Source organism: Pseudomonas sp. BLCC-B112 (assembly GCF_028550695.1).
GTDB classification, from domain to species: Bacteria; Pseudomonadota; Gammaproteobacteria; order Pseudomonadales; family Pseudomonadaceae; genus Aquipseudomonas; species Aquipseudomonas danubii.
Window position 1 is genome coordinate 426,046 of sequence record NZ_JAQQGK010000006.1, and the last position, 26,933, is coordinate 452,978.

30 protein-coding genes are annotated in these 26,933 nt (G+C 61.8%); 13 read left to right on the forward strand and 17 right to left on the reverse strand.

Annotated elements, in window-relative coordinates:
• Positions 1-63: 63 nt before the first annotated feature.
• Entirely contained in the window at positions 64-729 is a 666-nt protein-coding gene (locus PQT43_RS18495) for an FKBP-type peptidyl-prolyl cis-trans isomerase (protein ID WP_170002951.1), read from the forward strand.
• A gap of 61 nt (positions 730-790) precedes the next feature.
• Here PQT43_RS18495 and rsd read toward each other — a convergent pair whose 3' ends face one another.
• The 7 genes from rsd to PQT43_RS18530 form a co-directional block, all read right to left on the reverse strand.
• A complete protein-coding gene (gene rsd, locus PQT43_RS18500) occupies positions 791-1,249 on the reverse strand; it encodes a sigma D regulator (protein ID WP_102862217.1) in 459 nt (152 codons plus the stop codon).
• 208 nt (positions 1,250-1,457) lie between these two features.
• The gene (locus PQT43_RS18505; RefSeq protein ID WP_102881258.1) at positions 1,458-1,979 is read right to left on the reverse strand and encodes a disulfide bond formation protein B; all 522 of its coding nucleotides are present in this window, start codon (positions 1,977-1,979) and stop codon (positions 1,458-1,460) included.
• A gap of 166 nt (positions 1,980-2,145) precedes the next feature.
• Positions 2,146-3,384, reverse strand: coding sequence for a heme biosynthesis protein HemY (locus tag PQT43_RS18510; protein ID WP_110652920.1), 1,239 nt, complete (start codon positions 3,382-3,384; stop codon positions 2,146-2,148).
• Entirely contained in the window at positions 3,381-4,520 is a 1,140-nt protein-coding gene (locus PQT43_RS18515) for a uroporphyrinogen-III C-methyltransferase (protein ID WP_102881260.1), read from the reverse strand. The genes PQT43_RS18510 and PQT43_RS18515 overlap by 4 nt, the downstream gene beginning before the upstream one ends.
• Positions 4,521-4,537: 17 nt before the next feature.
• Complete coding sequence (locus PQT43_RS18520; protein WP_102881261.1) at positions 4,538-5,305, reverse strand: uroporphyrinogen-III synthase; 768 nt, start codon at positions 5,303-5,305, stop codon at positions 4,538-4,540.
• The gene (hemC, locus tag PQT43_RS18525; RefSeq protein WP_102881262.1) at positions 5,302-6,243 is read right to left on the reverse strand and encodes a hydroxymethylbilane synthase; all 942 of its coding nucleotides are present in this window, start codon (positions 6,241-6,243) and stop codon (positions 5,302-5,304) included. The genes PQT43_RS18520 and hemC overlap by 4 nt, the downstream gene beginning before the upstream one ends.
• Positions 6,244-6,369: 126 nt before the next feature.
• Positions 6,370-7,116: a LytR/AlgR family response regulator transcription factor gene (locus PQT43_RS18530; protein WP_102862223.1), complete on the reverse strand. Its 747-nt coding sequence runs from the start codon at positions 7,114-7,116 to the stop codon at positions 6,370-6,372.
• Between the two features lie 623 nt (positions 7,117-7,739).
• Here PQT43_RS18530 and argH point away from each other — a divergent pair.
• Positions 7,740-9,134, forward strand: a complete 1,395-nt coding sequence (gene argH, locus PQT43_RS18535) for an argininosuccinate lyase (RefSeq protein WP_102862224.1) — start codon at positions 7,740-7,742, stop codon at positions 9,132-9,134.
• A gap of 60 nt (positions 9,135-9,194) precedes the next feature.
• Here argH and PQT43_RS18540 read toward each other — a convergent pair whose 3' ends face one another.
• Complete coding sequence (locus tag PQT43_RS18540; protein ID WP_102862225.1) at positions 9,195-9,842, reverse strand: glutathione S-transferase family protein; 648 nt, start codon at positions 9,840-9,842, stop codon at positions 9,195-9,197.
• A 125-nt stretch (positions 9,843-9,967) separates the two neighbouring features.
• On the opposite strand from PQT43_RS18540, the gene PQT43_RS18545 reads away from it, so the two are divergent.
• The 3 genes from PQT43_RS18545 (at position 9,968) to PQT43_RS18555 (ending at position 13,705) form a co-directional block, all read left to right on the forward strand.
• Complete coding sequence (locus tag PQT43_RS18545; protein WP_102862226.1) at positions 9,968-10,252, forward strand: hypothetical protein; 285 nt, start codon at positions 9,968-9,970, stop codon at positions 10,250-10,252.
• A gap of 193 nt (positions 10,253-10,445) precedes the next feature.
• Complete coding sequence (locus PQT43_RS18550; RefSeq protein WP_025130885.1) at positions 10,446-10,691, forward strand: TIGR02647 family protein; 246 nt, start codon at positions 10,446-10,448, stop codon at positions 10,689-10,691.
• 167 nt (positions 10,692-10,858) lie between these two features.
• Positions 10,859-13,705: a class I adenylate cyclase gene (locus PQT43_RS18555; RefSeq protein WP_272754413.1), complete on the forward strand. Its 2,847-nt coding sequence runs from the start codon at positions 10,859-10,861 to the stop codon at positions 13,703-13,705.
• 7 nt (positions 13,706-13,712) lie between these two features.
• Here PQT43_RS18555 and rnk read toward each other — a convergent pair whose 3' ends face one another.
• The 3 genes from rnk to cyaY all read right to left on the reverse strand — a co-directional run bounded on the left by rnk (position 13,713) and on the right by cyaY (position 14,839).
• Complete coding sequence (rnk, locus tag PQT43_RS18560; protein ID WP_011064182.1) at positions 13,713-14,126, reverse strand: nucleoside diphosphate kinase regulator; 414 nt, start codon at positions 14,124-14,126, stop codon at positions 13,713-13,715.
• A 142-nt stretch (positions 14,127-14,268) separates the two neighbouring features.
• A complete protein-coding gene (locus tag PQT43_RS18565) occupies positions 14,269-14,502 on the reverse strand; it encodes a DUF1289 domain-containing protein (RefSeq protein WP_102862228.1) in 234 nt (77 codons plus the stop codon).
• Between the two features lie 4 nt (positions 14,503-14,506).
• The gene (cyaY, locus tag PQT43_RS18570; protein ID WP_102862229.1) at positions 14,507-14,839 is read right to left on the reverse strand and encodes an iron donor protein CyaY; all 333 of its coding nucleotides are present in this window, start codon (positions 14,837-14,839) and stop codon (positions 14,507-14,509) included.
• Positions 14,840-15,078: 239 nt separating this feature from the next.
• On the opposite strand from cyaY, the gene lptM reads away from it, so the two are divergent.
• Genes lptM through PQT43_RS18600 form a run of 6 tightly spaced genes read left to right on the forward strand, consistent with a single transcriptional unit; the run spans position 15,079 to position 19,671 of the window.
• Positions 15,079-15,237, forward strand: a complete 159-nt coding sequence (gene lptM / locus PQT43_RS18575; RefSeq protein WP_082729310.1) for an LPS translocon maturation chaperone LptM — start codon at positions 15,079-15,081, stop codon at positions 15,235-15,237.
• 9 nt (positions 15,238-15,246) lie between these two features.
• Positions 15,247-16,494: a diaminopimelate decarboxylase gene (lysA, locus tag PQT43_RS18580; RefSeq protein ID WP_102862230.1), complete on the forward strand. Its 1,248-nt coding sequence runs from the start codon at positions 15,247-15,249 to the stop codon at positions 16,492-16,494.
• Between the two features lie 4 nt (positions 16,495-16,498).
• Entirely contained in the window at positions 16,499-17,329 is an 831-nt protein-coding gene (gene dapF / locus PQT43_RS18585) for a diaminopimelate epimerase (RefSeq protein ID WP_102862231.1), read from the forward strand.
• Between the two features lie 13 nt (positions 17,330-17,342).
• The gene (locus PQT43_RS18590) at positions 17,343-18,068 is read left to right on the forward strand and encodes a DUF484 family protein (RefSeq protein ID WP_102881265.1); all 726 of its coding nucleotides are present in this window, start codon (positions 17,343-17,345) and stop codon (positions 18,066-18,068) included.
• A 2-nt stretch (positions 18,069-18,070) separates the two neighbouring features.
• Complete coding sequence (gene xerC, locus PQT43_RS18595) at positions 18,071-18,967, forward strand: tyrosine recombinase XerC (protein ID WP_110594241.1); 897 nt, start codon at positions 18,071-18,073, stop codon at positions 18,965-18,967.
• Positions 18,967-19,671, forward strand: coding sequence for an HAD family hydrolase (locus PQT43_RS18600; RefSeq protein WP_102881267.1), 705 nt, complete (start codon positions 18,967-18,969; stop codon positions 19,669-19,671). Before xerC ends, PQT43_RS18600 begins: the two co-directional genes overlap by 1 nt.
• Positions 19,672-19,795: 124 nt before the next feature.
• Here PQT43_RS18600 and sutA read toward each other — a convergent pair whose 3' ends face one another.
• The 4 genes from sutA to glnK form a co-directional block, all read right to left on the reverse strand.
• A complete protein-coding gene (gene sutA, locus PQT43_RS18605) occupies positions 19,796-20,119 on the reverse strand; it encodes a transcriptional regulator SutA (RefSeq protein ID WP_007926654.1) in 324 nt (107 codons plus the stop codon).
• Positions 20,120-20,221: 102 nt separating this feature from the next.
• Positions 20,222-20,647 carry a secondary thiamine-phosphate synthase enzyme YjbQ gene (locus PQT43_RS18610; RefSeq protein ID WP_102862235.1) on the reverse strand — a complete coding sequence of 142 codons (426 nt, stop codon included), beginning with the start codon at positions 20,645-20,647 and terminating at the stop codon, positions 20,222-20,224.
• A gap of 209 nt (positions 20,648-20,856) precedes the next feature.
• Entirely contained in the window at positions 20,857-22,194 is a 1,338-nt protein-coding gene (locus tag PQT43_RS18615; protein WP_102881269.1) for an ammonium transporter, read from the reverse strand.
• Positions 22,195-22,227: 33 nt separating this feature from the next.
• Positions 22,228-22,566 carry a P-II family nitrogen regulator gene (gene glnK / locus PQT43_RS18620; protein ID WP_002555808.1) on the reverse strand — a complete coding sequence of 113 codons (339 nt, stop codon included), beginning with the start codon at positions 22,564-22,566 and terminating at the stop codon, positions 22,228-22,230.
• A 416-nt stretch (positions 22,567-22,982) separates the two neighbouring features.
• Between glnK and PQT43_RS18625 the strand changes: the two genes are divergently transcribed.
• Both PQT43_RS18625 and PQT43_RS18630 read left to right on the forward strand, forming a co-directional pair.
• A complete protein-coding gene (locus PQT43_RS18625; protein ID WP_072451854.1) occupies positions 22,983-23,243 on the forward strand; it encodes an accessory factor UbiK family protein in 261 nt (86 codons plus the stop codon).
• 178 nt (positions 23,244-23,421) lie between these two features.
• The gene (locus tag PQT43_RS18630) at positions 23,422-24,915 is read left to right on the forward strand and encodes a YifB family Mg chelatase-like AAA ATPase (protein WP_272754416.1); all 1,494 of its coding nucleotides are present in this window, start codon (positions 23,422-23,424) and stop codon (positions 24,913-24,915) included.
• A 4-nt stretch (positions 24,916-24,919) separates the two neighbouring features.
• On the opposite strand, the gene PQT43_RS18635 is transcribed toward PQT43_RS18630, so the two are convergent.
• Both PQT43_RS18635 and PQT43_RS18640 read right to left on the reverse strand, forming a co-directional pair.
• Positions 24,920-26,134, reverse strand: a complete 1,215-nt coding sequence (locus PQT43_RS18635) for an aldose 1-epimerase family protein (protein ID WP_272754417.1) — start codon at positions 26,132-26,134, stop codon at positions 24,920-24,922.
• Between the two features lie 113 nt (positions 26,135-26,247).
• Complete coding sequence (locus tag PQT43_RS18640) at positions 26,248-26,826, reverse strand: TetR/AcrR family transcriptional regulator (RefSeq protein ID WP_102881272.1); 579 nt, start codon at positions 26,824-26,826, stop codon at positions 26,248-26,250.
• Positions 26,827-26,933 lie beyond the last annotated feature (107 nt).

Here is a 26,933-nt window from a genome sequence, read left to right on the forward strand (position 1 = left end):
TTGCTCACCAACCCGTGCTTTGTCGCTGGCATAATCCACCGCTACTCAGGCCGGAGAGTGCCCATGTCGCGTTACCTGTTTTTATCCCTGAGCCTGTTCTTGCCACTGGCTCAGGCTGCTGCCGAAGCGCCGCCCAATGACGCTCACGACCTTGCCTACAGCCTGGGCGCAAGCCTCGGTGAACGACTGCGTGACGAAGTGCCCGATCTGCAGATCCAGGCATTGGTCGAGGGTTTGAAAGCCGCTTATCAAGGCAAGCCACTGGCCCTAAAAACCGAACGCATCGAACAGATCCTGGCTCAGCACGATGCACGGATCAGCGAGCAGTCGAGCAAGTCGAAAACTGAAGCGGCCCTGGAAAACGAACGACGTTTTCTCGACCAGGAAAAGGCCAAGCCCGGCGTGCGCCAACTGGCCGATGGCATTCTCCTGACCGAGCTGGCACCTGGCAGTGGCAACAAGGCCAGCCCCAACGGTTCAGTCCAGGTGCGCTACACCGGACGCCTGCCCGATGGCACCGTGTTCGACCAGACCCAGCAACCGCAGTGGTTTCGCCTGGACAGCGTGATCGAAGGCTGGCGCAGCGCCTTGTCGCAGATGCCCACCGGCGCCAAATGGCGACTGGTGATTCCTTCGAATCAGGCCTACGGCACCGAAGGCGCAGGCGACCTGATCGCGCCTTACACCCCCCTGGTATTCGAGATCGAATTGCTGGGCGTTGCTGACTAAGGCACAGGAACGAAAAACGGCACGCCAAGGCGTGCCGTTCCTGTATTGCTCCGCCCTGTTTTCAGGCCTGGGCCACCGCGTCCTGCTTGTGGGCGTTATGCAGCACTTCGATCAGGCAATCTTCCAGTTCGAAGCGTTCGTGCAACAGGCCGCCCAGCTCCTTGAACTTCTGCGCCACACACTGACCCGCATCACACAGGTCGTTGAACGCCAGGAGCTTTTCAGTGATCACATCAATACGCGGATAGAGGGTATCGGCCAGCTCAAGCCCGCGCTTGTCGCCAAAGGCCTTGGCCTCGCTGGTGAGCTGCTCGTAGATTTCAAAATGACCGGCGGAAACGTAGTCCACCAGAATCCCGCAGAATTCCTGCAGCGATTTCTTGCTCTCGCTCAGGGCTTCGGGCTCGGCACCCAACGCATCATAGGCTCGAACCAGTTCGTGACGCTCCTGCAACCAGCGGTCGATCAGCAGATGCACTCCACCCCAGCGTTCCTGAGCATTCTGACAACTTTCGAGCATGGTGATCTCTCTTCCCTTATGGGTCATGCCGCTTGCCCGCCGCCCCCCTTCTGGAGACTCTGGATCCGGTCAGGCGCAACAGCATCGAGCAACATAATTCCAGTGACGCGTGCGGGCCAGATTATGCCCGCTCGACAACAGCATCAAGGTACGCAGGAGATAAAGTTCATACAAGCGTTTAATCCGCGCCCTCCCACCAAACCATGACTCAGGGCAACGCTGCAGCCTTGCGAGTGGCTCGAAACAGGCGCAGCAGACGGTAGCCGCTGAAGATCAGCATGATCACGAAAAACAGCAGGCTCCACTCCGGCAGACTCATGTCGAGCAGGGTCCAGGTGACCTCCGCGCAGTCCGATGTCCCCACGAAGGTCAATTGCAGTGCCTGCCACCAGGACAGGTTGCGCAACATGAACGGCATGTCCGGCAGGCAGGCCAGGAGTTGCTCGGAAGGAATGTTCTGCAGCAACACATGACGCCCGGCAGTGATCACCCCGAACAGGCCCAGTATCAGGTTGAGCGCCCAGTAGACAGCTCGTCCCATGCGCCCCGGCCCCTGCACCACAGCCAGTAGATTGACGCCAGCGAACATCATCAGCAGCAAGCGTTGCACGCCCCACAAGGTGCAGGATTCCAGGCCACCACCGGATTGCAGGTTGAACGCCGCCCACGAGGCAAAAGCCCCCACCAGGAACACCAGGGAGAACAGCAAGCGAGAGCCGGCCAGCGACATGAGATATCCGTAACGGAGAGAAACAGGCAGCCACGGTAGAGAAAGCGCTCGCTCCTTTCAAGAAGCGCTATGCCGCAGCGGATCGACAATCAACCGTGAATGAGCCGCCAACCCCAAATAAAAACAGGCCGGTTGCCTGCAACCGGCAACCGGCCCTGAAGACGCTTCAGATCCGTACCGGAACCGGCAACGGTGACGCCAGCAGGCGCTCGTCGAGCATTCCCAGGCCTTCCTGGAACAGCTGGTTGCTGCGCTCGGTATCACCCAGTTGCGCCAGCAAACGAGCCAGCTCGGCACAGGCTTCAGGATTGCGCTGCAGTCGCAGGCTGCTTTCCAGGTAGTCCCGGGCCTTGCCCCACAGACTGTTCTGCAGACACAGACGGCCCAGGGTCAGCAGCAAACTCGGGTCGTCCGCATGCTCCTTCAACCAGTGCTCGGCAGTCTGCAACTGGCGCGATGGATCGCTGCCGCGCACCAATCCGTAAAGCCGAGCCAGGTGGCTTTCATATTTGCGCTTGAGGGCTGTGCGCAGGGCCTCTTCAGCCTCGGCTCCCGCCCCCAGCTGACGCAGTTGTTCGGCGTAGGCCAGCACCAGCTGTGGCTCCTGGCGTTGGGCCGAAGTCAGTTGCTGCCAGGCTCGATTGAGAGACTGCAGGGCTGCCACCTGATCCTCTTCGCGCCGTGCCGCCAAGGTCAGGTTCTCACCCCAGGCGCGACGCTCCAGCTCCTGCAACTCGCTGGCCGGCAGGGCCTTGTCCTTGCGCAACTCGGGCAGCAAACGGATCAGCGCCGACCAGTCACCACGCTGTTGATGCAGGCGCTGCAACTGGCGCAGGACCTGAACGCTATGGGGATGGCGCTCATGCATCGCTTGCAGGGTGCTCAGGGCACCTTCGGTATCACCGCGGTCGGTCTGCAACTGGGCATGACTCAAGGCCACCGCCAACTCGGCCTGGGGCTGGCGAGTCAGTGCCCGCTCCAACAACTGGTCGCACTCCTCATAGTGGCCTTGCTCGTTGGCGGCGCGGGCCGCACCGAGGTAATACAACAGTGGTTGACGTTCGGCCTCTGCAGCACGGTGCAGGTGTTTTTGCGCGCTGGCCCAACGACCTTCGGCAAGGTCCATCTGGCCCTGCTCGATGGCGATTTGTACCCGGCGACTCCGATTGCGCCGCGACCAGGGATTGACCACACCACCAGAGACCATCACCAATTCGATCAGCAGCTTGATGCCCCAGATCACCAACCAGATCAGCGCCACCAGGGCCAGGGTTGCCCACAGGCTCGATTCATAGCGGAAGTTGCTGTAGGCGATCAGCACGTACCCGGGATGCTCGGCAATGGCCAACCCCAACAGGCCAATGGCTGCAATGAGCAGTAGAACGATCACATAGACGCGCTTCATGGGCTCGCCTCCTGGACGGTGTTCGCCGCAGGTTTGGCCAGAGGCTTGACTGAATCTTCAGCGTTCAGATTGCGCCGCTCGAGATAGGCCTGGACCGTGCTCAGGGTCTTGGCCAGATCCGGGGTGACAACGGTCACGGGCTGCTTGCTCAATTCGGACAAGCGCTCAAGCATGATCTTGCTTTGCGGATTGTCCTGATTGAAGTTGCTGGTCAGTACATCACGTGCCTCGGTCAGTGCCTGGGTATAGACCGCCGCCTGACCATTCAAGGCAGCCCACTGTGCCTGCTCCAACGTCAGGCTCAGGGCCAGGCGTACCTGAGTCAGCCCCTGGCCGGCCAGCAACGGACGGATGTTCTTGTCGGCATTGAAATCGATGCGGAAATAGCGGGAGATCTGATCCCACCACTGCGCCCAGCGGCTCGCGCCGTCACCGTCGGCGGTCAGCCCCAGCAGTGACTCGCCGCGGTCCTTGTACTCCGGAGCCACGGCGCTGAGCTCAAGGACCTGATCACGCAGGGCTCCCAGTTGCAGGAACAGGCCGGTGCGATCTGGTTGCTCGGTACTGCGCAGAGCCGCCAGGCTTTTGGCCAATTGCTCGCGTGCAGCGAAAGAGCCCGGGTCGTTCTGCTCCCGCAGGATATCGTCTGCGCCCTGGACCAGTGCCTGAGCACTGCTGATGTCTTGCAGTGCAGACAGACGCAGACTGGCCAGACGCAGCAGATGCTCGGCCTCGGCCAGGCGCCAGTCCTTGCGGCTGGCGCCGAGCACAGTTTCCAAGCGCTGACTCAAGCGCTGCTGATCACCTTGCAACTGGGCCACCAGCCGCCGCCGGTCCTCCAGCTCATCGGCTGCCGGCAGTTGTTCCAGGCGTGCACTCAGGCGCTGTTCACTGAGTTTGAAACTCTGCGCCTGATCCCCCAGGGCCTGCAGCTGGCTCAGTTGCTGCTGGTTGTTGGCTTGCAGGCTGCGCACCTGCCAGATCCCCCAGCCGCCAGCGGCGACACCCGCCGCCCCCAGCAGCAGGGCCAGTATCGCCAACCCGTTGCCACGACGCTCAACGGTTGGGGTCGTGGGCTCGGCAGGTGCTTCAGGCACCGGCCGCACTTCATCTTTAGGCAAGGCTGTTTCGCTCACGTATCCATCCTTTGCGTTTAGAGAACGGGCACGGGTTGCTCCCGTAACGCCGTTAGCAAAGCCGCGGCACTGGCGCCGCGACAATCCACAACTTTTTCCGCCCCGGCGGCACGTGCCATTTCGGCGACCCGGGGGCTTGGAACAAACAACGGCATCTTCGCCAACTGCGACCAGGCTGGGCCAGCCAACTGCTGCAAGTGGCTGAAACCCTGTCCACTGCTGACCACCAGGCCGTTCAAGCGTTCCCCCTGAATCCGCTCAAGCAGCGCATCCTTGGCGTAATGCGGCAGGCACCGGCGGTAGAGTTCCAGATAATCGACACTAGCACCTAGGTCACGCAAGCGCTCAGAGAGCAGCTCGCGACCGCCCTCTCCACGGACGATCAGCACCCGTGGCTCAGGCCGCCGGATAGCCTCGCGCAATTGGGGAAGTTCAAGCAAGGCTTCGCTGTCATCACCTGTTTGAGGGTAGAAAACTTGCAGACCGGCATCCGCAAGGATCTGCCCGGTACCGGCACCGACACTGAACCAGCTTTGAGCGGGAGGCTGAGGCCAATAGGCTCGCAGCAAGCCAAGGCCAAGGTGCGCGGCAGGCTTGCTGACCACGATCAGCGCACAGTAACGATCCAGTTCCAGCAGGATCGCCCGCTGCGAATCGCTGACAGGCAAGGCTTGAATCTCCAGTAGCGGCAGGCTGCTGCTGAAGACACCGACCTCGGCCAGGGTCGCTGCCAACGCAGCGCTATCTTCCCTCGGCCGAGTCAGCAGCAGGCGCCACCCGATCACTCTTCGCCCGCCTCGCCGTAGACCGCGCGCAGGATGTCATCGGCGCCCTGGGCCAGCAGGTCGTCTGCCACCTTCACCCCCAGTTCAGCGGCCGACGCTCGCGGGCCACGCGCTTGCGCGCTCAACAACAGGCCACCGCTAGGCTCGCCGACCAGGCCACGCAGCCAGATCTGATCGCCTTCGAGCACCGCGTAGCAGGCAATCGGAACCTGGCAACCACCGTTCAAATGCTTGTTCAGCGCTCGCTCGGCAGTCACCCGGCTGGCTGTGTCGGCATGATGCAGAGGCGCCAGCAACGCGTGAATTTCAGTATCGGCACTACGGCACTCGATGCCGACTGCGCCTTGGCCACCGGCGGGCAGACTCTCATCGACACTGATGGACGAACTGATGCGGTCTTCGAAGCCCAGACGGATCAGGCCGGCGGCGGCCAGGATAATGGCGTCGTACTCACCGGCATCCAACTTGGCCAGCCGAGTATTGACGTTGCCCCGCAGAAAACGAATCTGCAGATCAGGCCGACGGGTCAGCAGTTGAGCCTGGCGGCGCAGGCTGGAGGTACCCACCACGCTGCCTTCCGGCAATTGCTCAAGGCTGGCGTAAGTATTGGATACAAAGGCGTCACGTGGATCTTCACGCTCGCAGATGCAGAACAACCCCAGGCCTTCGGGAAAGTCCATGGGCACATCTTTCATCGAATGCACAGCGATGTCGGCCTGGTTTTCCAGCAGTGCGGTTTCCAGCTCTTTGACGAACAGGCCCTTGCCGCCGATTTTCGACAGGGGCGAGTCCAGCAGTTTGTCACCGCGACTGACCATGGGCACCAGGGTCACGACGAGGCCCGGATGGGCCTCTTGCAGACGGGCTTTGACGTATTCGGCCTGCCACAAGGCCAGTGCACTTTTGCGGGTAGCGATGCGGATTTCGCGAGAGGACATGGATCAATCCGTACTGAATAGATACGGCAGATAATAACAGCTCAGCCAAAGCAGCTTTGACTTGTATCAGAAACGCAGCGCCCTCCCGACGCCAGGCTTGCCTTTTTGTGGGCCTTGAGTCGCGGTCTAGAGCTGCTGCATCATCTTGCGCACACCCGCCACATGGCGTCGGCTAACGATCAGGGCATCACCATTGAGCCCCTTGAGGTACAGCTGGAAATGTCCCAGGGGCGTACGCTGCAGTCGTTCGATCCGCTCTCGGGCCACCAGCGCATTGCGGTGAATACGCACAAAGCGCTCACCAAATTCGTCTTCCAATGCCTTCAATGGCTCATCCAGAAGCACCTCGCCGCTTTCGTGGCGCAAGGTCACATACTTGTGGTCAGCAATGAAATAAACCACCTGAGCCAGAGGAATCAGCTCGATACCCTTACGGGTGCGGGCGCTGATGTGACTACGCGGGCCATTGCCGCTTTCCGCCGCCGGCCGGGTCAGGGCCGCCAACTGCACACGATTGGGCTTCTCGGCCTTTTTCAGCGCCTCCAGCAGCAGTTCTGGGCGCACGGGCTTGACCAGGTGCCCGACCCCGCTGGCATCGAAGGCCTCTAAGGCGAATTCGTCCGGGGCCGCGCAAAACACCAGCGCCGGAGGCGTCTCGCGTTCGCACAATTTTCCGGCGACCTGCAGACCGTCCAGACCCGGCATGCGGACATCGAGCAAGACGATATCCGGCTTCAGGCTGTCGATCAGGCTCAGTGCCTCTTCGCCATTGGTGGCGCTGGGCTCCAGGACACTGTATCCCTCAAGCTCACTGACCATCCGGCTCAGGCGCTCGCGGGCTAGGGGTTCGTCATCAACGATCAGGACATTCATATTGCGCTGGATTCCTGCGTGAGTCTCGCACAAGGATAGCGTAGACAGGTGGAGTGACGTCCGTCACGGCGATCCACGATAAGACTAGTGCGAAGGCCAAAAAGTGCCGCAAGTCGGGCACCAATATTTACCCGGACCTGCCCGATACCGCCCAAGGTCGGTGGATGCGCGACGGCGTTGCAGGGAATGCTGGTATTCAACACAAAGCCCCCCTCGTTACTGTGGTCGGTGTCCACCCTGGCCGCACCCGCCTCGTTTCGTGGGCGAGTTGCATGGACCTGCGCGGAGTGAACTCGATGGACAGACTCACTGCGAACACGCGAGGGGTGTTACGCAATTGTGCCGGTCCTCCTGTCCAACTGTAGACGGTTGCCAAGACGATATTGCTCAATCGATAAATATCGTTTGATCGATATCACCTTCCGCACTCAAGCCCCCCTGTCCGGATCCACTCCGGATTGTGCCGACCTCAGTCTCTGCGCCCTCGGGACCGGCGACAAGCCACGCAGCACAGGCCCGGAGAAAAAAGCTGCCGACCAGTGCCAGCGACAGCCCAGGCAACCCTGTTATTATCGGCGCCTGTTTTTTACGCCATCTTCCTTCAGCAGATCACGAGCGAATTCATGAGCACTGACAAGACCAATCAGTCCTGGGGCGGCCGCTTCAGTGAACCCGTCGACGCCTTCGTCGCCCGCTTCACCGCCTCTGTCACTTTCGACCAGCGCCTGTATCGCCACGACATCATGGGCTCCATCGCTCATGCCACCATGCTGGCCAAGGTTGGCGTGCTCACTGACGCCGAGCGTGACAGCATCATCGACGGCCTGAAGACCATCCAGGGCGAGATCGAGGCCGGCAGCTTCGACTGGCGCGTGGACCTTGAAGACGTGCACATGAACATCGAAGCGCGCCTGACCGACCGCATCGGCATCACCGGCAAGAAGCTGCACACCGGACGCAGCCGCAATGATCAGGTGGCCACCGACATCCGCCTGTGGCTGCGGGACGAAATCGACCTGATCCTGGCCGAGATCACCCGCCTGCAAAAAGGCCTGCTGGAACTGGCCGAGCGCGAAGCCGAAAGCATCATGCCGGGCTTCACTCACCTGCAGACCGCCCAGCCCGTGACCTTCGGGCACCACATGCTGGCCTGGTTCGAAATGCTCAGCCGCGACTACGAGCGCCTGGTGGACTGCCGCAAGCGCACCAACCGCATGCCCCTGGGCAGCGCTGCGCTGGCCGGCACCACATACCCCATCGACCGCGAGCTGACCTGCCAGCTGCTGGGCTTCGAAGCTGTGGGCGGCAACTCCCTGGACAGCGTCTCCGACCGTGACTTCGCCATCGAATTCTGCGCCGCCGCCAGCGTGGCAATGATGCACCTGTCGCGCTTCTCCGAAGAGCTGGTGCTGTGGACCAGCGCGCAGTTCCAGTTCATCGATCTGCCGGACCGCTTCTGCACCGGTAGCTCGATCATGCCGCAAAAGAAAAACCCCGACGTACCAGAGCTGGTGCGGGGCAAGAGCGGCCGAGTGTTTGGCGCACTGATGGGCCTGCTGACCCTGATGAAGGGCCAGCCCCTGGCGTACAACAAAGACAACCAGGAAGACAAGGAACCGCTGTTCGACGCTGCCGACACTCTGCGCGACTCACTGCGAGCCTTCGCTGACATGATCCCGGCCATCAAGCCCAAGCACGCCATCATGCGTGAAGCGGCCCTGCGTGGCTTCTCCACCGCTACCGACCTGGCGGACTATCTGGTGCGCCGTGGCCTGCCGTTCCGTGACTGCCACGAAATCGTCGGCCATGCCGTGAAGTACGGTGTGGAGACTGGCAAGGACCTGGCAGAAATGAGCCTGGAAGAACTGCGCAAATTCAGCGACCAGATCGAGCAGGATGTGTTTGCCGTGCTGACCCTGGAAGGTTCGGTAAATGCCCGTAACCACATCGGCGGCACCGCTCCAGCTCAGGTCCGGGCTGCTGTGGCTCGCGGTCAGGCGTTGCTGGCCAGCCGCTAAGCACCCTGCCCGCAGGGGCCGGCAACCCTCTGCCGGTCCTTGCAAGCTGGCTGCCCGGCGCTAGCGACCCGATCGCCTGGCGGTAATGAGCGCAGCCTTGTCAGCGGCAATCCGCCTGGCGTTGGGCGTCTGTTCCAGGCGCTCCAACAGGGCCCTGGCCTCTGGCATATCGGCCAGAAAATCGATCCCGAACAGCTTGTCCCCGACTACCAGGGCCAGGTTCACGCTGTACTGGAAATACAGGTCCGCCACGCTCAGGCTGGTACCCGCCACATAAGGCGCGAACCGAGCATGCCGGCGCAATGCGGCAAACCCCTGCAGCAATTCGACTCCAGCCTTTTCCTTGATGGCCTCGGGCAGCGTTGCACCGAAGAACACTTCGGGGAAACAGGCTCGGGCCGGCAGCTCGATATAGAGTTCGATCTCCTTGGCCAGTGCCAGCACCTGTGCCCTCTCGAAGGCATCTCCCGGGAGCAGCGCCGGCTCGGGATGGACCTGCTCCAGGTAATCGAGAATCACGCTGGTTTCACTGATAAAGCCCTGCTCCACTTCCAGCACCGGAACCTTGCCCCGGGGACTGATGGCCAGCGCCTCGGGGCTCTGGCCGGCGTAGAACAATACCTCCTCGAAGGGCAGGCCCTTTTCCAGCAGGGCCAGTTTGACCATGTTGTAGTAGTTGCTGATGGCGAAGCCATAAAGCTTGAACATCCCATAGCCTCCAGGCCGTGCAGGGGGTCGGCAGGACTTTTTATAGAAGGTTAATCCACTTCTGACCAGCAGCATCCAGCCTCTGAATACGAGTAAACTGGCGACCTTTCCTTGAGGAGCCTGCCATGAGCGAGCCAACCGATATCGACAACGACGAAGAAGAGTTCGCCGAAAACACCCTGATCGAAGCGATCGAGAACCAGATCGAAAGCGACAATCCGCCAGCAGCCAAGGCCACCTTCAATAAGCTGACTCTGGTGGGTTACGAGCGGGAAGAAATCCTCAACCTGATGGCCCACGTCCTGGCTGTCGAGATCGATGCGATCCTCGAGGAAGACCGCGCCTTCGATACCCAATGGTACGAAGCCGCGCTGCGCGCCCTGCCGGAATTGCCTCCAGAGAAGCAGTAAGCCGCTACCACCGGAGCGCTGCCCGCAGCAACGCTCCGGCACGCCACTCCCGACCTGACTACACTGCAGGCACCCTGCGGCCAAAGACCGCTGCCCCCAGGTACAAAAGTCCTCAGCGAATGCTGGACACGCCGCCGTTCTGCGGTCACCTTAAGAACGCTGACCTCTCATTCCTAGAAAGTCTGGAGTCCTTATGTCGTATACCCCTGAGTTGGTTGCCGAACTGGAAATCCTTGCACTCTTCAACCTGGACAACTCCCAGGAAGGCCTGAAAATCCATCAGACTGCCGCCCCTTCTGCCATCGCCGCCGCCCAACGCCTGTTTGACAAAGAACTGATTACCCAGCCCGATGGGGGCTACCTGACCAGCCTTGGCCGGGATGCTGCTGAACATGCCCAAGGCCTGCTGACCATCCTGAGCGTCAAAGAAACCGCCTGAACACCGTTCCTCGGCCTGCGGGGTTCCCGTCTGTCGGATTCCGTAGGCACCCTCCCGCCAATACGCTAGAAATCTGGCGTCAAAAAACAAAATCAGCTTAAGGCTCGGTCTTGTCTGACGATAAACTGCTGCCGTCCTCAAACCGCCACGTTCGAGCTCAGCTTGAAATGCCCCATACCCATGAAATCCGTCCCGATCTGGATGAAGGAATCGATCGCAAGGTTCTCAGTCAACTGCGCGCGCGTTTTCTCACCCTCAATGCCGGACGCATGGCTCGGGCAATGGAAGGGTTGTCGGCACGCCAGCAGCTGGTCCTCAACCTGCTGCCACTGTTCTTTCACGTCAATCATCCACTGCTGCCCGGCTACGTTTCCGGCGCTACCCCGGCGGGGTTGTCCAACTACGAGCCCGACCCGCAAGCCCTGGCTGAAGCCCAGCGCCTGACCCGCTCCTTTTCCTACAAGCCTCGTCATGGCAATCCACCTCGACCTATCCACGGCCTGTTTCTCATGGGCAGCCTGGGCACCCTGGCCCAGGCGGACCAGAGCGACATGGATGTCTGGGTGTGCCATGCGCCGGACCTGAGCGAAACCGAGCTGGCCGAACTGCAGAAGAAATGCCAGTTGCTGGAAGCCTGGGCCGCGGGCCAGGGCGCCGAGGCGCACTTTTTCCTGATCGACCCCAGCCGTTTTGTCCGCGGCGAGCGGGATACACAGTTGAGTTCGGATGATTGCGGCACCACCCAGCACTACCTGCTGCTCGACGAGTTCTACCGCACCGCCATCTGGTTGGCCGGACGCACGCCGTTGTGGTGGCTGGTGCCGGTGTACGAGGAGTCCCGCTACGAGCGCTACATCCACACCCTGCTCTCCAAGCGCTTCGTACCCGCCGAAGAGAACCTGGACCTGGGCCATATGGCACGCATTCCGCCCGGCGAGTTCATCGGAGCCGGACTCTGGCAGTTGTTCAAGGGCATCGAGTCCCCCTACAAATCAGTACTCAAGCTGCTGCTGATCGAGGTCTACGCCAGTGAGCATCCCAGGGTCCAGTGCCTGAGCCTGCGCTTCAAGCAGGCGGTGTTCGCCAACCGCCTGGACCTGGACGAGCTCGACCCCTATATCGTGGTTTACCGACGCATCGAGGAATACCTCAAGGCCCGTGGCGAGCCCGAGCGTCTGGAACTGGTACGGCGCAGCCTGTACCTCAAGGTCAACCGCAAGCTTTCCAGCGGCAATGGCGCTCGCAGTCCGAGCTGGCAGCGGGCACTGCTTGAGCGCCTGGCCAGCGAATGGGGCTGGGATCAGCGCCAGCTGGCCCTGCTGGACAGTCGCAGCCAATGGAAAGTGCGCCAGGTCAGCAGCGAGCGCCGGGCGCTGGTCAACGAGCTCAACTACAGCTACCGCTTCCTGACCCAGTTCGCCCGCACCGAACAGGCCGCCAGCCTGATCAATAAGCGCGACTTGAACGTGCTGGGCCGACGCCTGTACGCAGCATTCGAACGCAAGGCGGGAAAAATCGAGTTCATCAATCCCGGTATCGCCCCGGACCTCGCGGAAGACACCCTGACCCTGGTGCAATCGCCGAACAAGAAAGAACCAGGGCAGACTTATTGGGGCCTGTACAACGGCAATCTGACCGCCCTGGAGTGGGAGCACTTCGCGCCTATCAAGCGCAGTCGTGAATTGCTTGAGCTGCTGACCTGGTGCCATCGCAATGGGGTGATCGATAGCAGCACGCGCCTGGCCCTGCACCCTGGCAGCAGCGACCTGAGCGAGTTCGAGCTGTTCAACTTGCTCGGCAGCCTGCAACAGACGGTGGCCCTGCCATTGGCCACCGTCGACGAAGAACAGCTGCTGCATGCCAGCGTACCCGGCGAAGTGCTGATCCTGGTGAACGTCGGAGTCGACCCACTCAAGCATCACCGCGACCTGAACATTCTCATGACCACCGAGCGCACCGACTCCCTGAGCTACGCCGGGGTGCGGGAAAACCTGGTGCTGACCCTGGATCAGGTCACCCTCAATAGCTGGAACGAGGTCATGGTCGGGCGCTATGACGCTGAACATGCCTTGCTCGAATGCCTGCGGGACTACCTCAATAACCTGCCGTCCGACTCACAACCACGGTTGCGGGTCCGCTGCTTCTGCCACAACCGCGCACAGTTCATCGCTCGGCGGGTGGAGGAGCTGTTCGAAACCGCGCACCACCTCCTGCTCAGTCAGCTCAACTACCGCTACTTGATCCAGGTCCAGCAGCACTTTCACGTCCTCGAACTGGTACCCGGCCAGGTTCGGCATCGGGCCATGGCGACACCCGCCGCACTGCTTGAATACCTGGGCCAGGAGCAAGCCCGCTATAGCCCCCTGCACCTCGACCCCATGGCCCTGGAAGATCACGACCTGGCGCTGATCCTGCCCATGGGCCAGCCAGACTGCATTCAGGTGTTCTACCGGATCATCGAGCAGCACGCCGAACTCTATATCCTCGATGAGCACAACGCCCTGTGGCAGCAGACCCTGGCGTACCACGACGAACAAAGCCTGCTGGTGCCGCTGCAGCGCTTCCTGCAGTCGATCCTCTACCGCCGTGAAGCGCTACAGTCGATGGACAGTAGCCAGGGCGAGAAACCTTTGGACACACTCTACTTGCAGATACTGCCCTCAGGCACCGGTCGGGCGCGCCGGGTAGAGCCGCGACCAGCACCTGCGACCCCTGTGGACAAGGCCTTTTATGACGTGCAGGCGATCATCGGCAAGGCTGCACCTGGCCAGGTGCAAGTCTCGCTGTACTGCAATCAACGGGAGTTTTCCGAACTGGAATATGGCAACCAGCTATTCAGCGCGGTGGCCCAGGAAATCGTCGGACAGCGCCGTGAACCGGAACGCTATCGCTGCTACATCACCGACCTGGACCTGTCCGGCCTGCTCGGTGATATGCAAAGTTCGAGCATTGTGTATCTGCGCTACAAGGCCAGCCTGGAGCGCGCACTGAACGACGCGCTCGAGCAGGTCTAGCCGCAAATCAGAGGTGGTAGTCGCCCGCGGCTTCCGGCTGGTATTCCACTTCCAGCAGAGTCAGCTTCAGGGTCTTGCCACCCGGCGCCGGCCAGTCGATGTATTGACCCACCTGCAAGCCCAGCAAGGCGCTGCCCACGGGTGCAAGGATCGAAATCTTGCCTTCGTCGGCGTTGGCGTCCTGTGGATAAACCAGGGTCAGGTGATAGTCCTTGCCACTGCTTTCCTCACGGCAATGCACACGCGAGTTCATGGTTACGACACCGGCCGGTACTTCATCGTGACCCACCAGCGTTTCGGCACGATCCAACTCGGTTTGCAGTGCAATGACGCCTGGCAGCGAGTCGTCCAGGCTGTCGATCAGGCGCTCCAGACGTTGCACGTCAAGGCGGGTAAGGATGATGGATGGTGCAGTACTCATGATCCTGGCTGACTCCTATTTTTTCTGCACAAAAAAGCAAAACCCCGCCAAATAAGACGGGGTTCTCACCGGCCTCGATGTAGCGAGGCGAAGTCGGACACTATCACAGCACACTGAATAAACAAACCGTACCAGTACGAACCTAAAGTCCCCCGGCTGTACCGCTCTGTTTGCGCTGCAGCGCTTGTGCGCAGATCACTCGCCGCCGCTCGTCATCGGCCGAACGCCACTCGCGAATATCCTCCACATGGCGGAAACAGCCGCGGCAGACCTTCTCCTCATCGAGACGGCACAGACTGATGCACGGCGAACTGACCGCCGGGCTGACATTACTGTAGAGCGGCTTGGGCGGTCGGGCTGCGGCAGGCTGAGTCACGACCTCAGAGCCCTTCGAAATCGAGTTTGATATCCGCCTGTTCGAGAACGATGCGCTCCAGCATCTCCCCCAACTGCTCTTCACTCTTGTCGCACATCCAGCGCTCGCTTTCCTCGTCGTAGTCGAAGTGGAAACCACCGGAGCGGGCGGCCAGCCACAGCTGGCGCAAAGGTTCCTGGCGGCTGAAGATCACCTGGCTGCCGTTGTCGAACTTGACGGTGAGCACTCCGGCGGAGCTTTCCAGGTCAATGTCCAGGTCGCTCTCATCGAAAATATCCTCCAGCGTCTGCTGGGTGGCGTCCACCAGGTCGTGAAAACGGGCTTCGGTCAAACTCATTGCAGGAACCTCAAAAAGTGTCTACTCACGCTCAAGCGCCGCAAGATACGGACGCTCCCCGGCGAATGCAAAGGATACCGAACAGGCGGATAAATGCGACGCCCATTGTGTCGGAAGCCAACCAAAGCCTCTGAGCAGCCCCTGGCAAAGGCCCGCTGGACGGGAGTTACGCTGCATAGGCAAGCTGCCAGGTGGCCGGTATACTCGGGCGCAATTTACGCATTCTCAAGGATTTCGCCATGAAGCGCCTGATCTCTTCCCTTGCTGCGCTCGTCGCGGTTGCCTGCCTTGTTACCGCCTGCGGCCAGAAAGGCCCGCTGTATCTGCCCGATGACAGCAAATCCCCAGAAGAACAGGCGAAATCGCAGTCGAAGTCGCACAAGCACGACACCTACTAAGGGCTCACCATGGACGCTTTCAACTACCGCGACGGTGAGCTGTTCGCGGAAGGCGTAGCCCTGTCCGCCATTGCCGAGCGTTTCGGCACGCCGACCTACGTCTACTCCCGAGCGCACATCGAGGCCCAGTACCTGGCCTATGCCGAGGCGCTTGCCGGCATGCCGCACCTGGTCTGCTTCGCGGTAAAAGCCAACTCCAACCTGGGTGTGCTGAATGTCCTGGCGCGCTTGGGCGCAGGCTTCGACATCGTCTCCCGGGGCGAGCTGGAGCGCGTCCTGGCGGCTGGCGGCCAAGCCGACAAGATTGTCTTTTCCGGTGTCGGCAAGACCCGTGACGACATGCGCCGAGCCCTGGAAGTGGGCGTCCATTGCTTCAACGTCGAGTCCGCAGAAGAGCTTGAGCGCCTGCAGCTGGTGGCCGCCGAACTGGGTGTTCGCGCGCCAATCTCGCTGCGAGTCAATCCCGACGTCGATGCCGGCACTCACCCGTATATCTCCACCGGGCTCAAGGAAAACAAGTTCGGCATCGACATTGCGACTGCCGAGGACGTGTACATCCGCGCCGCGCAGCTGCCAAACCTGGATATCGTCGGGGTCGACTGCCATATCGGCTCGCAACTGACCACCCTGGCGCCTTTCATCGACGCCCTCGACCGCCTGCTGGATCTGGTGGATCGTCTTGGAGAATGCGGCATCTACCTGCGCCACATCGATCTGGGTGGCGGTCTGGGCGTGCGTTATCGCGACGAAGAGCCGCCACTGGCCGCCGACTACATCAAGGCCGTGCGTGAACGCTTGGATGGCCGCGACCTGGCCCTGGTGTTCGAACCGGGCCGCTTCATCGTGGCCAACGCCGGTGTACTGCTGACCCGTGTCGAGTACCTCAAGCACACCGAACACAAGGATTTCGCCATCGTCGACGGCGCCATGAACGACCTGATCCGCCCAGCGCTGTACCAGGCCTGGATGGATGTCAGTGCCGTCCAGCCGCGGGATGCCGAACCCCGCACCTATGACATCGTCGGACCGATCTGCGAAACCGGCGACTTCCTCGCCAAGGAACGCAACCTGGCCCTGGCCGAGGGCGATCTGCTGGCGGTGCATTCCGCTGGTGCCTATGGTTTCGTCATGAGCTCGAACTACAACACCCGCGGCCGTGCCGCTGAAGTACTGGTCGATGGTGACCAGGCTGTTGAAGTGCGTCGCCGCGAGACGGTAGCCGAGTTATTCGCTGGCGAAAGCCTGCTGCCGGAGTAAGACCATGCTGCTGCGTTTTACCAAGATGCATGGCCTGGGCAATGACTTCATGGTTCTCGACCTGGTCAGCCAGCACGCGCATATTCTGCCCAAGCACGCCAAACAATGGGGTGATCGCCATACCGGAATCGGCTTCGATCAACTGCTGATCGTCGAGGCCCCGAGCAACCCGGACGTGGACTTCCGTTACCGGATCTTCAACTCCGACGGCTCCGAAGTGGAACAGTGCGGCAACGGCGCCCGCTGCTTCGCCCGTTTCGTACTGGACAAGCGCCTGACCACCAAGCGTCAGATCCGCGTCGAGACCAAGAGCGGCGTCATCGAACTGGATGTACGCAACGACGGACAGATCAGCGTCAACATGGGGGCTCCGCGCCTGGTGCCGGCGGACATTCCGTTCCAGGCCCCGGCCCAGGCCGACAGCTATACGCTGGACGTCGATGGCCTGCAGGTCGAGCTGGCCGCCGTGTCCATGGGCAACCCTCACGCCGTGTTGCGGGTGGATGACATCAACAGCGCGCCGGTACACGAACTGGGGCCGAAGATCGAGCATCACCCGCGCTTCCCGGCGCGGGTCAATGTCGGCTTTCTCCAGGTGCTGGACCGTCAACGCGCGCAATTGCGGGTCTGGGAACGTGGCGCTGGGGAAACCCAGGCCTGCGGTACCGGCGCCTGCGCAGCCGCAGTGGCCGCGATCAGCCAGGGGTGGATGGATTCGCCCCTATTGATCGACCTGCCGGGCGGGCGCCTGTCCATTGAATGGGCAGGCCCTGGCCAACCGGTGATGATGACCGGTCCGGCAGTGCGCGTATACGAAGGACAGGTGCGTCTTTAAGTGAGCGAAATCCATGACTGATCAGCCGCAGGCTCCCGCCGCAAAGCCCGACCCAACGCCTTCTGCCGACCTGGACGCAGCCGCCGTCGCCGCGTACCTGGAGGCCCATCCGGACTTCTTCGTCGAGCACGACGAGTTGCTCCCGGCCTTGCGCATTCCGCACCAGCGCGGCGACACCGTATCGCTGGTGGAGCGGCAGATGAAGATCCTGCGCGAGCGCAACATCGAGATGCGCCATCGCCTGTCGCAATTGATGGACGTGGCCCGGGACAACGACCGGCTGTTCGACAAGACCCGACGCCTGATCCTGGCCCTGATGGACGCCACCAGCCTGGAAGAGGTGGTGATGAGTGTCGAAGACAGCCTGCGCCAGGATTTCCAGGTGCCCTTCGTCAGCCTGATTCTGTTCAGCGACAGCCCCATGCCGGTAGGCCGCTGGGTCTCCGCCGCCGAAGCCCAGGGCGCCATCGGTGGCCTGCTTTCAGAAGGCAAGAGTGTCAGTGGCAGCCTGCGCGAGCACGAACTGGACTTTCTCTTCGGCGAAGAACAGCGCAAGCAGATCGGCTCCACTGCGGTAGTCGCCCTGGCGCACCAGGGCATGCACGGTGTACTGGCCATCGCCAGCCGTGACCCGCAGCACTACAAGAGCTCGGTAGGCACCCTGTTCCTCAATTACATTGCTGAAGTCACCGGCCGCGTGCTGCCGCGCTTCACCCACTCGCTGCGCTCGGTACGCTGACCATGCAGCAGCAACTGGATGCCTACTGCGCACACCTGCGCAGTGAGCGCCAGGTGTCGCCCCATACCCTGCTGGCCTACCGGCGCGATCTCGACAAGGTGTTGGGATTCTGTGAAAAGCAGCAGGTGCGCAGCTGGACCGACCTGGATATCCAGGGCTTGCGCAGCATGATTGCCCGCCTGCACCAGCAAGGTCAGTCATCACGCAGCCTGGCACGCCTTCTGTCCGCCGTGCGCGGGCTCTATCACTACCTGAACCGCGAAGGGCTGTGCGATCACGACCCGGCCAACGGCCTGGCACCGCCAAAGGGCGAACGTCGCCTGCCCAAGACCCTGGATACCGACCGCGCCCTGCAACTGCTCGACGGCGCGGTAGAAGACGACTTCCTGGCCCATCGCGACCAGGCGATCCTGGAACTGTTCTACTCCTGCGGCTTGCGTCTCTCCGAGCTGACCAGCCTGAACCTCGAACAGCTGGATCTGGCCGACGGCCTGGTGCAGGTGCTGGGCAAAGGCAGCAAGACCCGTGTGCTGCCGGTGGGCAAGAAGGCCCGGGAAGCCCTGACGCTGTGGCTGCCGCTGCGAGCCCTGAGCAACCCGCCGGACGGGGCCCTGTTCGTCAGCCAGAAGGGGCGCCGCCTGGGGCCACGAGCCATTCAGTTGCGGGTCAAGGCCGCCGGCGAGCGGGAACTGGGACAGAACCTGCACCCGCACATGCTGCGCCATTCCTTTGCCAGCCATTTGCTGGAGTCCTCCCAGGACCTGCGAGCCGTGCAAGAGTTGCTGGGGCATTCGGACATCAAGACCACACAGATCTATACCCACCTGGACTTCCAGCACCTGGCAGCGGTCTACGACAGCGCCCATCCACGGGCCAAACGCAACAAAGGCGGTGAGTAATGACCATCAAGCTGATCACCTTCGACCTCGACGACACCCTGTGGGATACCGCGCCGGTGATCGTCAGCGCCGAAGCCACCCTGCGCCAGTGGTTGACCGAGCACGCACCGAATCTCGGCGGCGTGCCGGTGGAGCATCTGTGGGCCATTCGCGAACGGGTGCTGCAGGACGAGCCGACGCTCAAGTACCGGATCAGCGCCCTGCGCCGCCGGGTGCTGTTCCATGCCCTGGAAGAGGCCGGGTATGAGCACAGCCAAGCCAGCCAGCTGGCCGACCAGAGCTTCGAAGTGTTCCTGCATGCCAGGCATCAGCTGGACATCTTCCCCGAGGTTCAGCCGACCCTGGAGGCCCTGGCCAATCATTTCGCCCTAGGGGTCGTCACCAACGGCAATGCCGACGTACGTCGCCTGGGCCTGGCGGACTACTTCAAGTTCGCCCTGTGCGCCGAAGACATCGGGGTCGCCAAGCCGGACGCCCGGCTGTTCCATGAAGCCCTGCAGCGCGGTGGCGCAACGGCCGAAACCGCCGTGCACATCGGCGATCACCCGGGCGACGACATTGCCGGCGCCCAGCAGGCGGGCCTGCGGGCCATCTGGTTCAATCCTGCGGGCAAGGCCTGGGAAGCCGAGCGCGCCCCTGATGCCGAGATTCGCAGCCTCAAAGAACTGCCAGCACTGCTGGGTCGCTGGCACAGCGGCAGCTGATGCGGCTCGTTCTGTAGGAGCGAGCTTGCTCGCGATCGCCGCCACGCGGCGCCATTTACCCGGCACGCGCCCATGAAAAAGCCCGCAGCGACGGCGGGCTTTTTCAGCAAGCAAGTAACAAGGCTCAGATAGGCCGGCTGCCGTACTTGTTATCAGGCTTCTTGGGCGGATCGGCGACCACATTGGCCTCGACTTCCTGCACTTTGCCGCCACGGGCCAGGAACTCTTCCATGGCACGCGCCAGTGCATCACGCTCCTTGTTCTTGGCTTCGACACTCGGCAGCTCGTCTACCGAGACGGCGGCCTTGGCCTTGCCTTTGGCGGTCGGAGCAGGAACATCACTGCCGTCGTCTTCCGCCACATCGTCGGCGGCCGCTTCAAGACCTTCTTCGGTTTCGTCTTCGTCACCTACTTCGAGGTCGTCGTTTTCCAGATCATCGTCGCTCATGTTCTACCTCATGACTTGCGAAAAGCAGATTAGTTATAGCCCAGCTGCGCCGACTGTCGAAGGCTGCCGGAAAAAAATCAACGTCCACTGATACTCAGCGGCTTATGCCCGATCACCCTGCAGGGTGGCAAGGACTTTGCGAGCACCGCCATGATCGCGATGCTCGCCCAGATAAACACCTTGCCAGGTGCCTAGCGCCAAGCGCCCCGCCGCTACCGGCAAAGTCAGCTGACAGCCTAGCAAACTGGCTTTGAAGTGCGCCGGAAGGTCGTCCGCGCCCTCGTCGTCATGTTCGTACCCGGCCATGCCTTGAGGCACCAGGGTGTTGAAGAAACGCTCGAAGTCACGCCGTACCGCCGGATCGGCGTTCTCGTTGATGGTCAACGAGGCCGAGGTATGTTGCAGCCATAAATGCAGCAGACCAACCCGACATGCCCTCAACTCAGGCAGGCCGGCGAGCAACTCGTCCGTCACCAGATGAAAGCCCCGGGGCCTGGCCCGCAGGGTAATCAGGGTCTGTTGCCACATACCGATCTCCACGCTTCGGCGCGCATTCTAGCGCGCTCAGGGAAAAAACAAAGCGCCGAATAATCCTGCTTTAGTGTAAGCATTTGTCCTGCTGGAAATCGCCACGGCATACACGCCAATGCTTGTCAGTAAATCCATTCAGCCTTTCTCAATGACAAACGCCAGGCAAAAAAATGCCCGGCCGGAGCCGGGCGTTTTTTCAGACGCGATTACAGGTTGTAACCCCGCTCGTTGTGTTGTGCCAGATCGAGGCCGACCGCTTCTTCTTCCTCGGTAACCCGAAGCCCGATGATGGCATCCAGGACCTTGAGAATGATGAAGGTCACGATCGCGGTGTAGATCACGGTAAAGCCCACACCTTTGCACTGAATCCAGACTTGCGCGGCGATGTCGGTCACGGTGCCGAAGCCGCCCAGAGATGGAGCGGCGAACACACCGGTGAGGATCGCGCCAAGAATACCGCCGATGCCGTGAACGCCGAAGGCATCCAGGGAGTCGTCATAACCCAGCTTGCGCTTAAGGCTGGTGGCACAGAAGAAGCACACCACGCCAGCGGCCAGGCCGATGATCAGGGCGCCCATCGGGCCAACGGTGCCCGCGGCCGGAGTGATGGCTACCAGGCCGGCGACCACGCCCGAAGCGATACCCAGCGCGCTTGGCTTGCCGTGGGTGATCCACTCGGCAAACATCCAGCCCAGAGCCGCGGCGGCAGTAGCGATCTGAGTCACCAGCATGGCCATGCCGGCAGTACCGTTGGCCGCAGCAGCGGAACCAGCGTTGAAGCCAAACCAACCGACCCACAGCATGGCCGCGCCCATCAGGGTATAGCCCAGGTTGTGGGGAGCCATCGGCGTGGTAGGGAAGCCTTTGCGCTTGCCCAGTACCAGGCACGCCACCAGGCCTGCGATACCGGCATTGATGTGGACCACGGTGCCGCCGGCGAAATCCAGCACGCCCCAGTCCCACATCAGGCCGCCATTGCCGGACCAGACCATGTGCGCGATCGGTGCATACACCAGGGTGAACCAGACGCCCATGAAGATCAGCATGGCGGAGAACTTCATCCGCTCGGCGAAGGCACCGACAATCAACGCCGGAGTGATGATGGCGAAAGTCATCTGGAAGGTGATGAACACCGCTTCAGGGAACAGCGCCGCCGGGCCGGTTACGCTGGCTGGGGTCACGCCCGCCAGGAAAGCCTTGCCCAGGCCACCGAAGAAGGAGTTGAAGTTGACGACGCCCTGTTCCATGCCCGTCGTGTCGAACGCAATGCTGTAGCCATAGATGACCCACAGAATGCTGATCAGGCCGGTAATGGCAAAGCACTGCATCAGCACTGAAAGAATGTTTTTCGACCGCACCATGCCGCCGTAGAACAGCGCCAGGCCAGGAATGGTCATGAACAGCACCAAGGCTGTGGAAGTCAGCATCCAGGCGGTGTCGCCGGAGTTGAGGACTGGAGCTGCCACTTCGTCTGCCGCCATGGCCAGGCCAGGCATTACGAGGGACAAAAGGGCTCCTAGCCCTGCGAATTTACGCAGAGTCATATTGTTTTCTCCTGGGGCGTTGGGTTTGGCGGCTTAGATTGCGTCGGTATCGGTTTCGCCGGTACGGATGCGAATAGCCTGTTCCAGATTGACCACGAAGATCTTGCCGTCACCGATCTTGCCGGTGTTGGCGGCCTTGGTTATCGCCTCGATAACCCGGTCAAGATCCTTGTCGTCAATGGCGACATCGATCTTCACCTTGGGCAGGAAATCCACCACATACTCCGCACCGCGATACAGCTCGGTGTGACCCTTCTGCCGGCCGAAGCCTTTGACCTCAGTGACGGTAATGCCCTGCACGCCGATCTCGGACAGCGACTCGCGCACGTCGTCCAACTTGAACGGCTTGATGATGGCAGTGACTAGCTTCATGAAACTCTCTCCCGAATTGGTGGACTTGCCCCAGGAAAACAAACCCGACTCAAGTCTAAGCGCAGTGCCTGGCTTTGTAACGCATCGTCGGCCTTCCTCAGCCAGACCGACGCCAGCTAACCGCTTCTGACGAAACACTCCCCGCTCCGCCTGCCGCACTGCATTCGTCACAGCGACTGCATCAGTGCATGGGTCACCAAGGTCTAAGCAGAAAGCTTGCCAGCTCGGGAAAAATCAGTGATTTCAGTCCCTTGCCCACGGCCGTCCGGGCTTGCCACAAATCGGCACCGCGGATACGCACAATAACGGTGCGCGAGCGCCCGCCCGGATGCGCGAAAAACGTGCAGAGCGGGCACCACCAAGCCCTTGAGCCGTGCGTGATACACTGCGGCCCATCTGCTATTCAGGACACTCCCATGCTCGCGCCCAAAGACCTTCTCGATGCCCTGAGCGGCCACGCCTCGCGTTTGCTCAGCGGTGAAACACCTCTGCCTCGCAATGAAATCGAAAGCCAGTTCAAGGCCCTGCTGCAAAGCGGCTTCAGCAAGCTGGACCTGGTCAGCCGGGAAGAATTCGACAGCCAGATGGTGGTCCTGGCCCGCACCCGGGCACGCCTGGAAAGCCTGGAGGCCAAAGTGGCGGAGCTGGAAGCCCGGCTCAATCCGGCAGCGCAATGAGCTGAGCCCGCGATTCGCCGGCAAGCCGGCTCCTACAAACCTGGAGCCGGTTTGCCAACGAAAGCCATAGCGCCGGCGACATATCCTGTGCGCATTCAAAGCTCCTCCCGCCAACGACCTCATCTATCCTTGCAGCACCGCAGGACGCGGTTCCCGCTGTCTCAAGGAAGATCTCCCCATGTCCCTGGCAATCATCCACAGCCGTGCTCAAGTGGGCGTACAGGCTCCGGCTGTCAGCGTTGAAGTGCACCTGGCCAACGGCCTGCCGAGCCTGACCCTGGTCGGACTGCCGGAAGCCGCAGTCAAGGAAAGCAAGGACCGGGTGCGCAGCGCCATCCTCAACGCCGGATTCAACTTCCCGCCGCGACGCATCACCCTCAACCTGGCACCCGCGGACTTGCCCAAGGACGGTGGACGATTCGACCTGGCCATCGCCCTGGGCATCCTCGCCGCCAGCGTGCAGGTGCCGGCCCTGGCGCTGGACAACATCGAATGCCTGGGTGAGCTGGCCTTGTCCGGCGAGGTGCGAGCGGTGCGCGGTGTGCTCCCGGCCGCGCTGGCGGCACGCAAAGCGGGACGCACCCTGCTGGTGCCCCGGGCCAATGCCGAGGAAGCCTGCCTGGCCTCGGGCCTGGAGGTGATCGCCGTAGACCATCTGCTGGAGGCCGTCGCCCACTTCAATGGGCACGCCCCCCTTCCGCCTTACGTCAGCGACGGCTTGCAGGAGAATCACTCGCCCTACCCCGACCTGCGGGAAGTCCAGGGCCAACTGGCTGCCAAGCGTGCCCTACTGGTCGCTGCCGCCGGTGCCCATAACCTGCTGTTCAGCGGCCCGCCCGGCACCGGCAAGACCTTGCTGGCCAGTCGCTTGCCCGGCCTGCTGCCACCCTTGCAGGAAGACGAAGCCCTGGAAGTCGCAGCCATTCAATCGGTGAGCAGCCACAAGCCGCTGCGCCACTGGCCGCAGCGCCCCTTCCGCCAGCCCCATCATTCGGCATCAGGCCCTGCACTGGTGGGTGGCGGTTCGAAACCTCGTCCGGGAGAAATCACCCTGGCCCATCACGGTGTGTTGTTTCTCGATGAACTGCCGGAGTTCGACCGCAAGGTCCTGGAGGTTCTGCGCGAGCCCATGGAGTCGGGCCAGATCGTCATCGCGCGCGCCCGCGACCGGCTACAGTTTCCGGCGCGCTTCCAACTGGTAGCCGCCATGAACCCCTGCCCCTGTGGCTACCTTGGCGACCCTAACGGACGGTGCCGCTGCACACCGGAACAGATCCAGCGCTATCGCAACAAGCTGTCCGGCCCCTTGCTCGATCGCATCGACCTGCACCTGACCGTGGCCCGCGAAGCCACCGCCCTGAACCCCGAGCCGCAACCGGGGGACGACAGTGCCAGCGCCGCCGCTCGGGTGGCTCAAGCTCGCGAGCTGCAACGGCAACGCCAGGGTTGCGCCAATGCCCATCTCGACCTCCCCGGCCTGAGGCACCATTGCCGGCTATCCACGGCAGACGAACGCTGGCTGGAAGCGGCCTGCGAACGCCTGGACCTGTCGCTACGAGCCGCCCACCGCCTGCTGAAGGTGGCCCGGACCCTGGCCGACCTGGAGCAGGCGGCACGGATCAACCGCGAGCATCTGGCAGAAGCCCTGCATTACCGGCCGAGCACAGGTTGAAGGGTCACTCCTTGGACAGATCCACCAGCGGCGTGGGGCGCACTTCGGTCTGGCGTCCATCCTGAATCCTGCTGACAAGACTCAGCGCATCATCCACCGCGGCCTTGTCCGCCAGCAGGTTGTAGCGGATCTGGAATTGCCGTTGCTCCTTGGCGCCGATGGTCGGCACCAGATTCAGCGGACGCTGATAGCGGCGGTTGTAAGAGAAACTGGTGCCCGGCTCCAGTCCCGTCACATAACCCTGGCCCTGGGTGTCGGTGTTCTTCCATAGCGAGAACACCGGCAACTGCTGGGTATTGAAGCCCAGCGATACGCCGAGACTGCCCGCCTTGTTATGCAGCACCGCCAGGGTCTCGCCCTTGGCGTCGGCATAAGGCACGACGTTGTAGACGGTCTCGTCATAGTCGCGGGTCGGTCCGCGATAGGTCTGCCAGTCCGCCAGATCGGCCTTGGCTTTGTCGTTGAAGGGCGAGACCTGTTTCACCGGTGCCGCAAACTTGGCCCCCTGCTCAAGGAACGGTGTGCTGAAGTTGCTGTGGTACAGCGCCTGGTATTCCTTCGGATAATCACCGTTGTTGGTCAACCGGTCATTGAGGGTGAAACTGGTGCTGCCGGGCTCGGTAACCAGTTCGGTGGCGACACTGAAATCGACCTTCTTGAACGCCTGCTCCTTGAGCTCGCCCCGCAAGTGAATGGCGTAAGGCGGTTTCTCGTCGATATGCAGGGTGACCTTGCTGGCGGGAATGTTTGCCGCGCGGCCATGCAGGGTCAGCAACTCGCCATTGTCCAGGCCAGGGTGCCCGACCCACTCGTAGCCGCAGCGCGTCACCAGCTCATTGAAGCCTTCCAGCCAGCCCAGGCCACCACGGCCATTGAGTTCGATGAACGCCGGATTGACCACTTCCTTGACCGGTGAATCCCAGCCCAGGCGCACATCGCCCACCGAGGCCTGCAACACATTCATGCCCCGGGTCGGCACCACCGAGAGCTTCATCACGCCATTGTCGATGTCGATGATGCTCACCCCTTCCTGGCGACCGCCATGCAAGGTGCGCAAGGTCACGGAAAAGGGCCGCTCGGTCTTTACCCCCAGTTGCTGGCTGGTGAGGTGCAGGTTGTCGGCGGCCTTGTCGCTGTCGAGCAATACATAGTCCCAGGCCATGGCATGGGAAGCGGCGCTCAGCGCAGCGAGGGAGACAAGCAGTTTGAGGGACTTCATCGAGGGATCGCCTTTATTGGAGTTGTACGATTTTTATAGCGCTGAAGAATCGTTTCAGCAAGCCAATAAATCACGCTAACCACCACAAGATCCCATCATTTGCACTGAGGCCCTCAGTCCTCGAACCCCAACAGCAAGCCCGCCACTTCCAGGACTTCTGCCAAGGCGGCCGCGGCAGCCTCGGGCGAGGCCCGCAGCAGCAGGTCATCAGCGTAGCCCATGGTTTGCGCGAACAACTGTCGTGCCACGCGTTCGGGGCTGGAGCAGCGGAACACTCCGGCCTGGACCCCACGGTGGACGATCTGCGCCAACATCTGCTGCCACTGACCGTTGATCTTCAGGTAGGCCTCGGCCAGCTCCTGGTCATACATGGCCTCGTCCCAGGCATCGAGCCACAGCGCCCAGCCGTCCTCGGCGGAATCGGGCAGGCAATCGCGGAGAAAACCCTGCAGCGCCTCCAAGGGCGCGACGCCTTGCAGCGGTTCGCCCACCGCCTCCAGTTGCTCATTGGCAAAACGTATGAAGGCCTCGCGGCGCAGCTCCTTCCAATCGCTGAAGTAGTGATAGACATGACTGCGGGACAACCCGGCATGTTCGGCCAGGTCGCGAGTGGAGACATCGGCGAACCCCTTGCTGCGGAACAACTCCAGGGCCGCGCCGATGATCTGGTCTTTACGGTCGTTACGGGACATGGGCAATCGGACCTCTTGACGCCGAGATGGACGGCGCTTGCATTTTGAGCGGTCGCTCAAAGATAATTGAGCAGTCGCTCAATATTAACCGTTATCACACCTGTGGT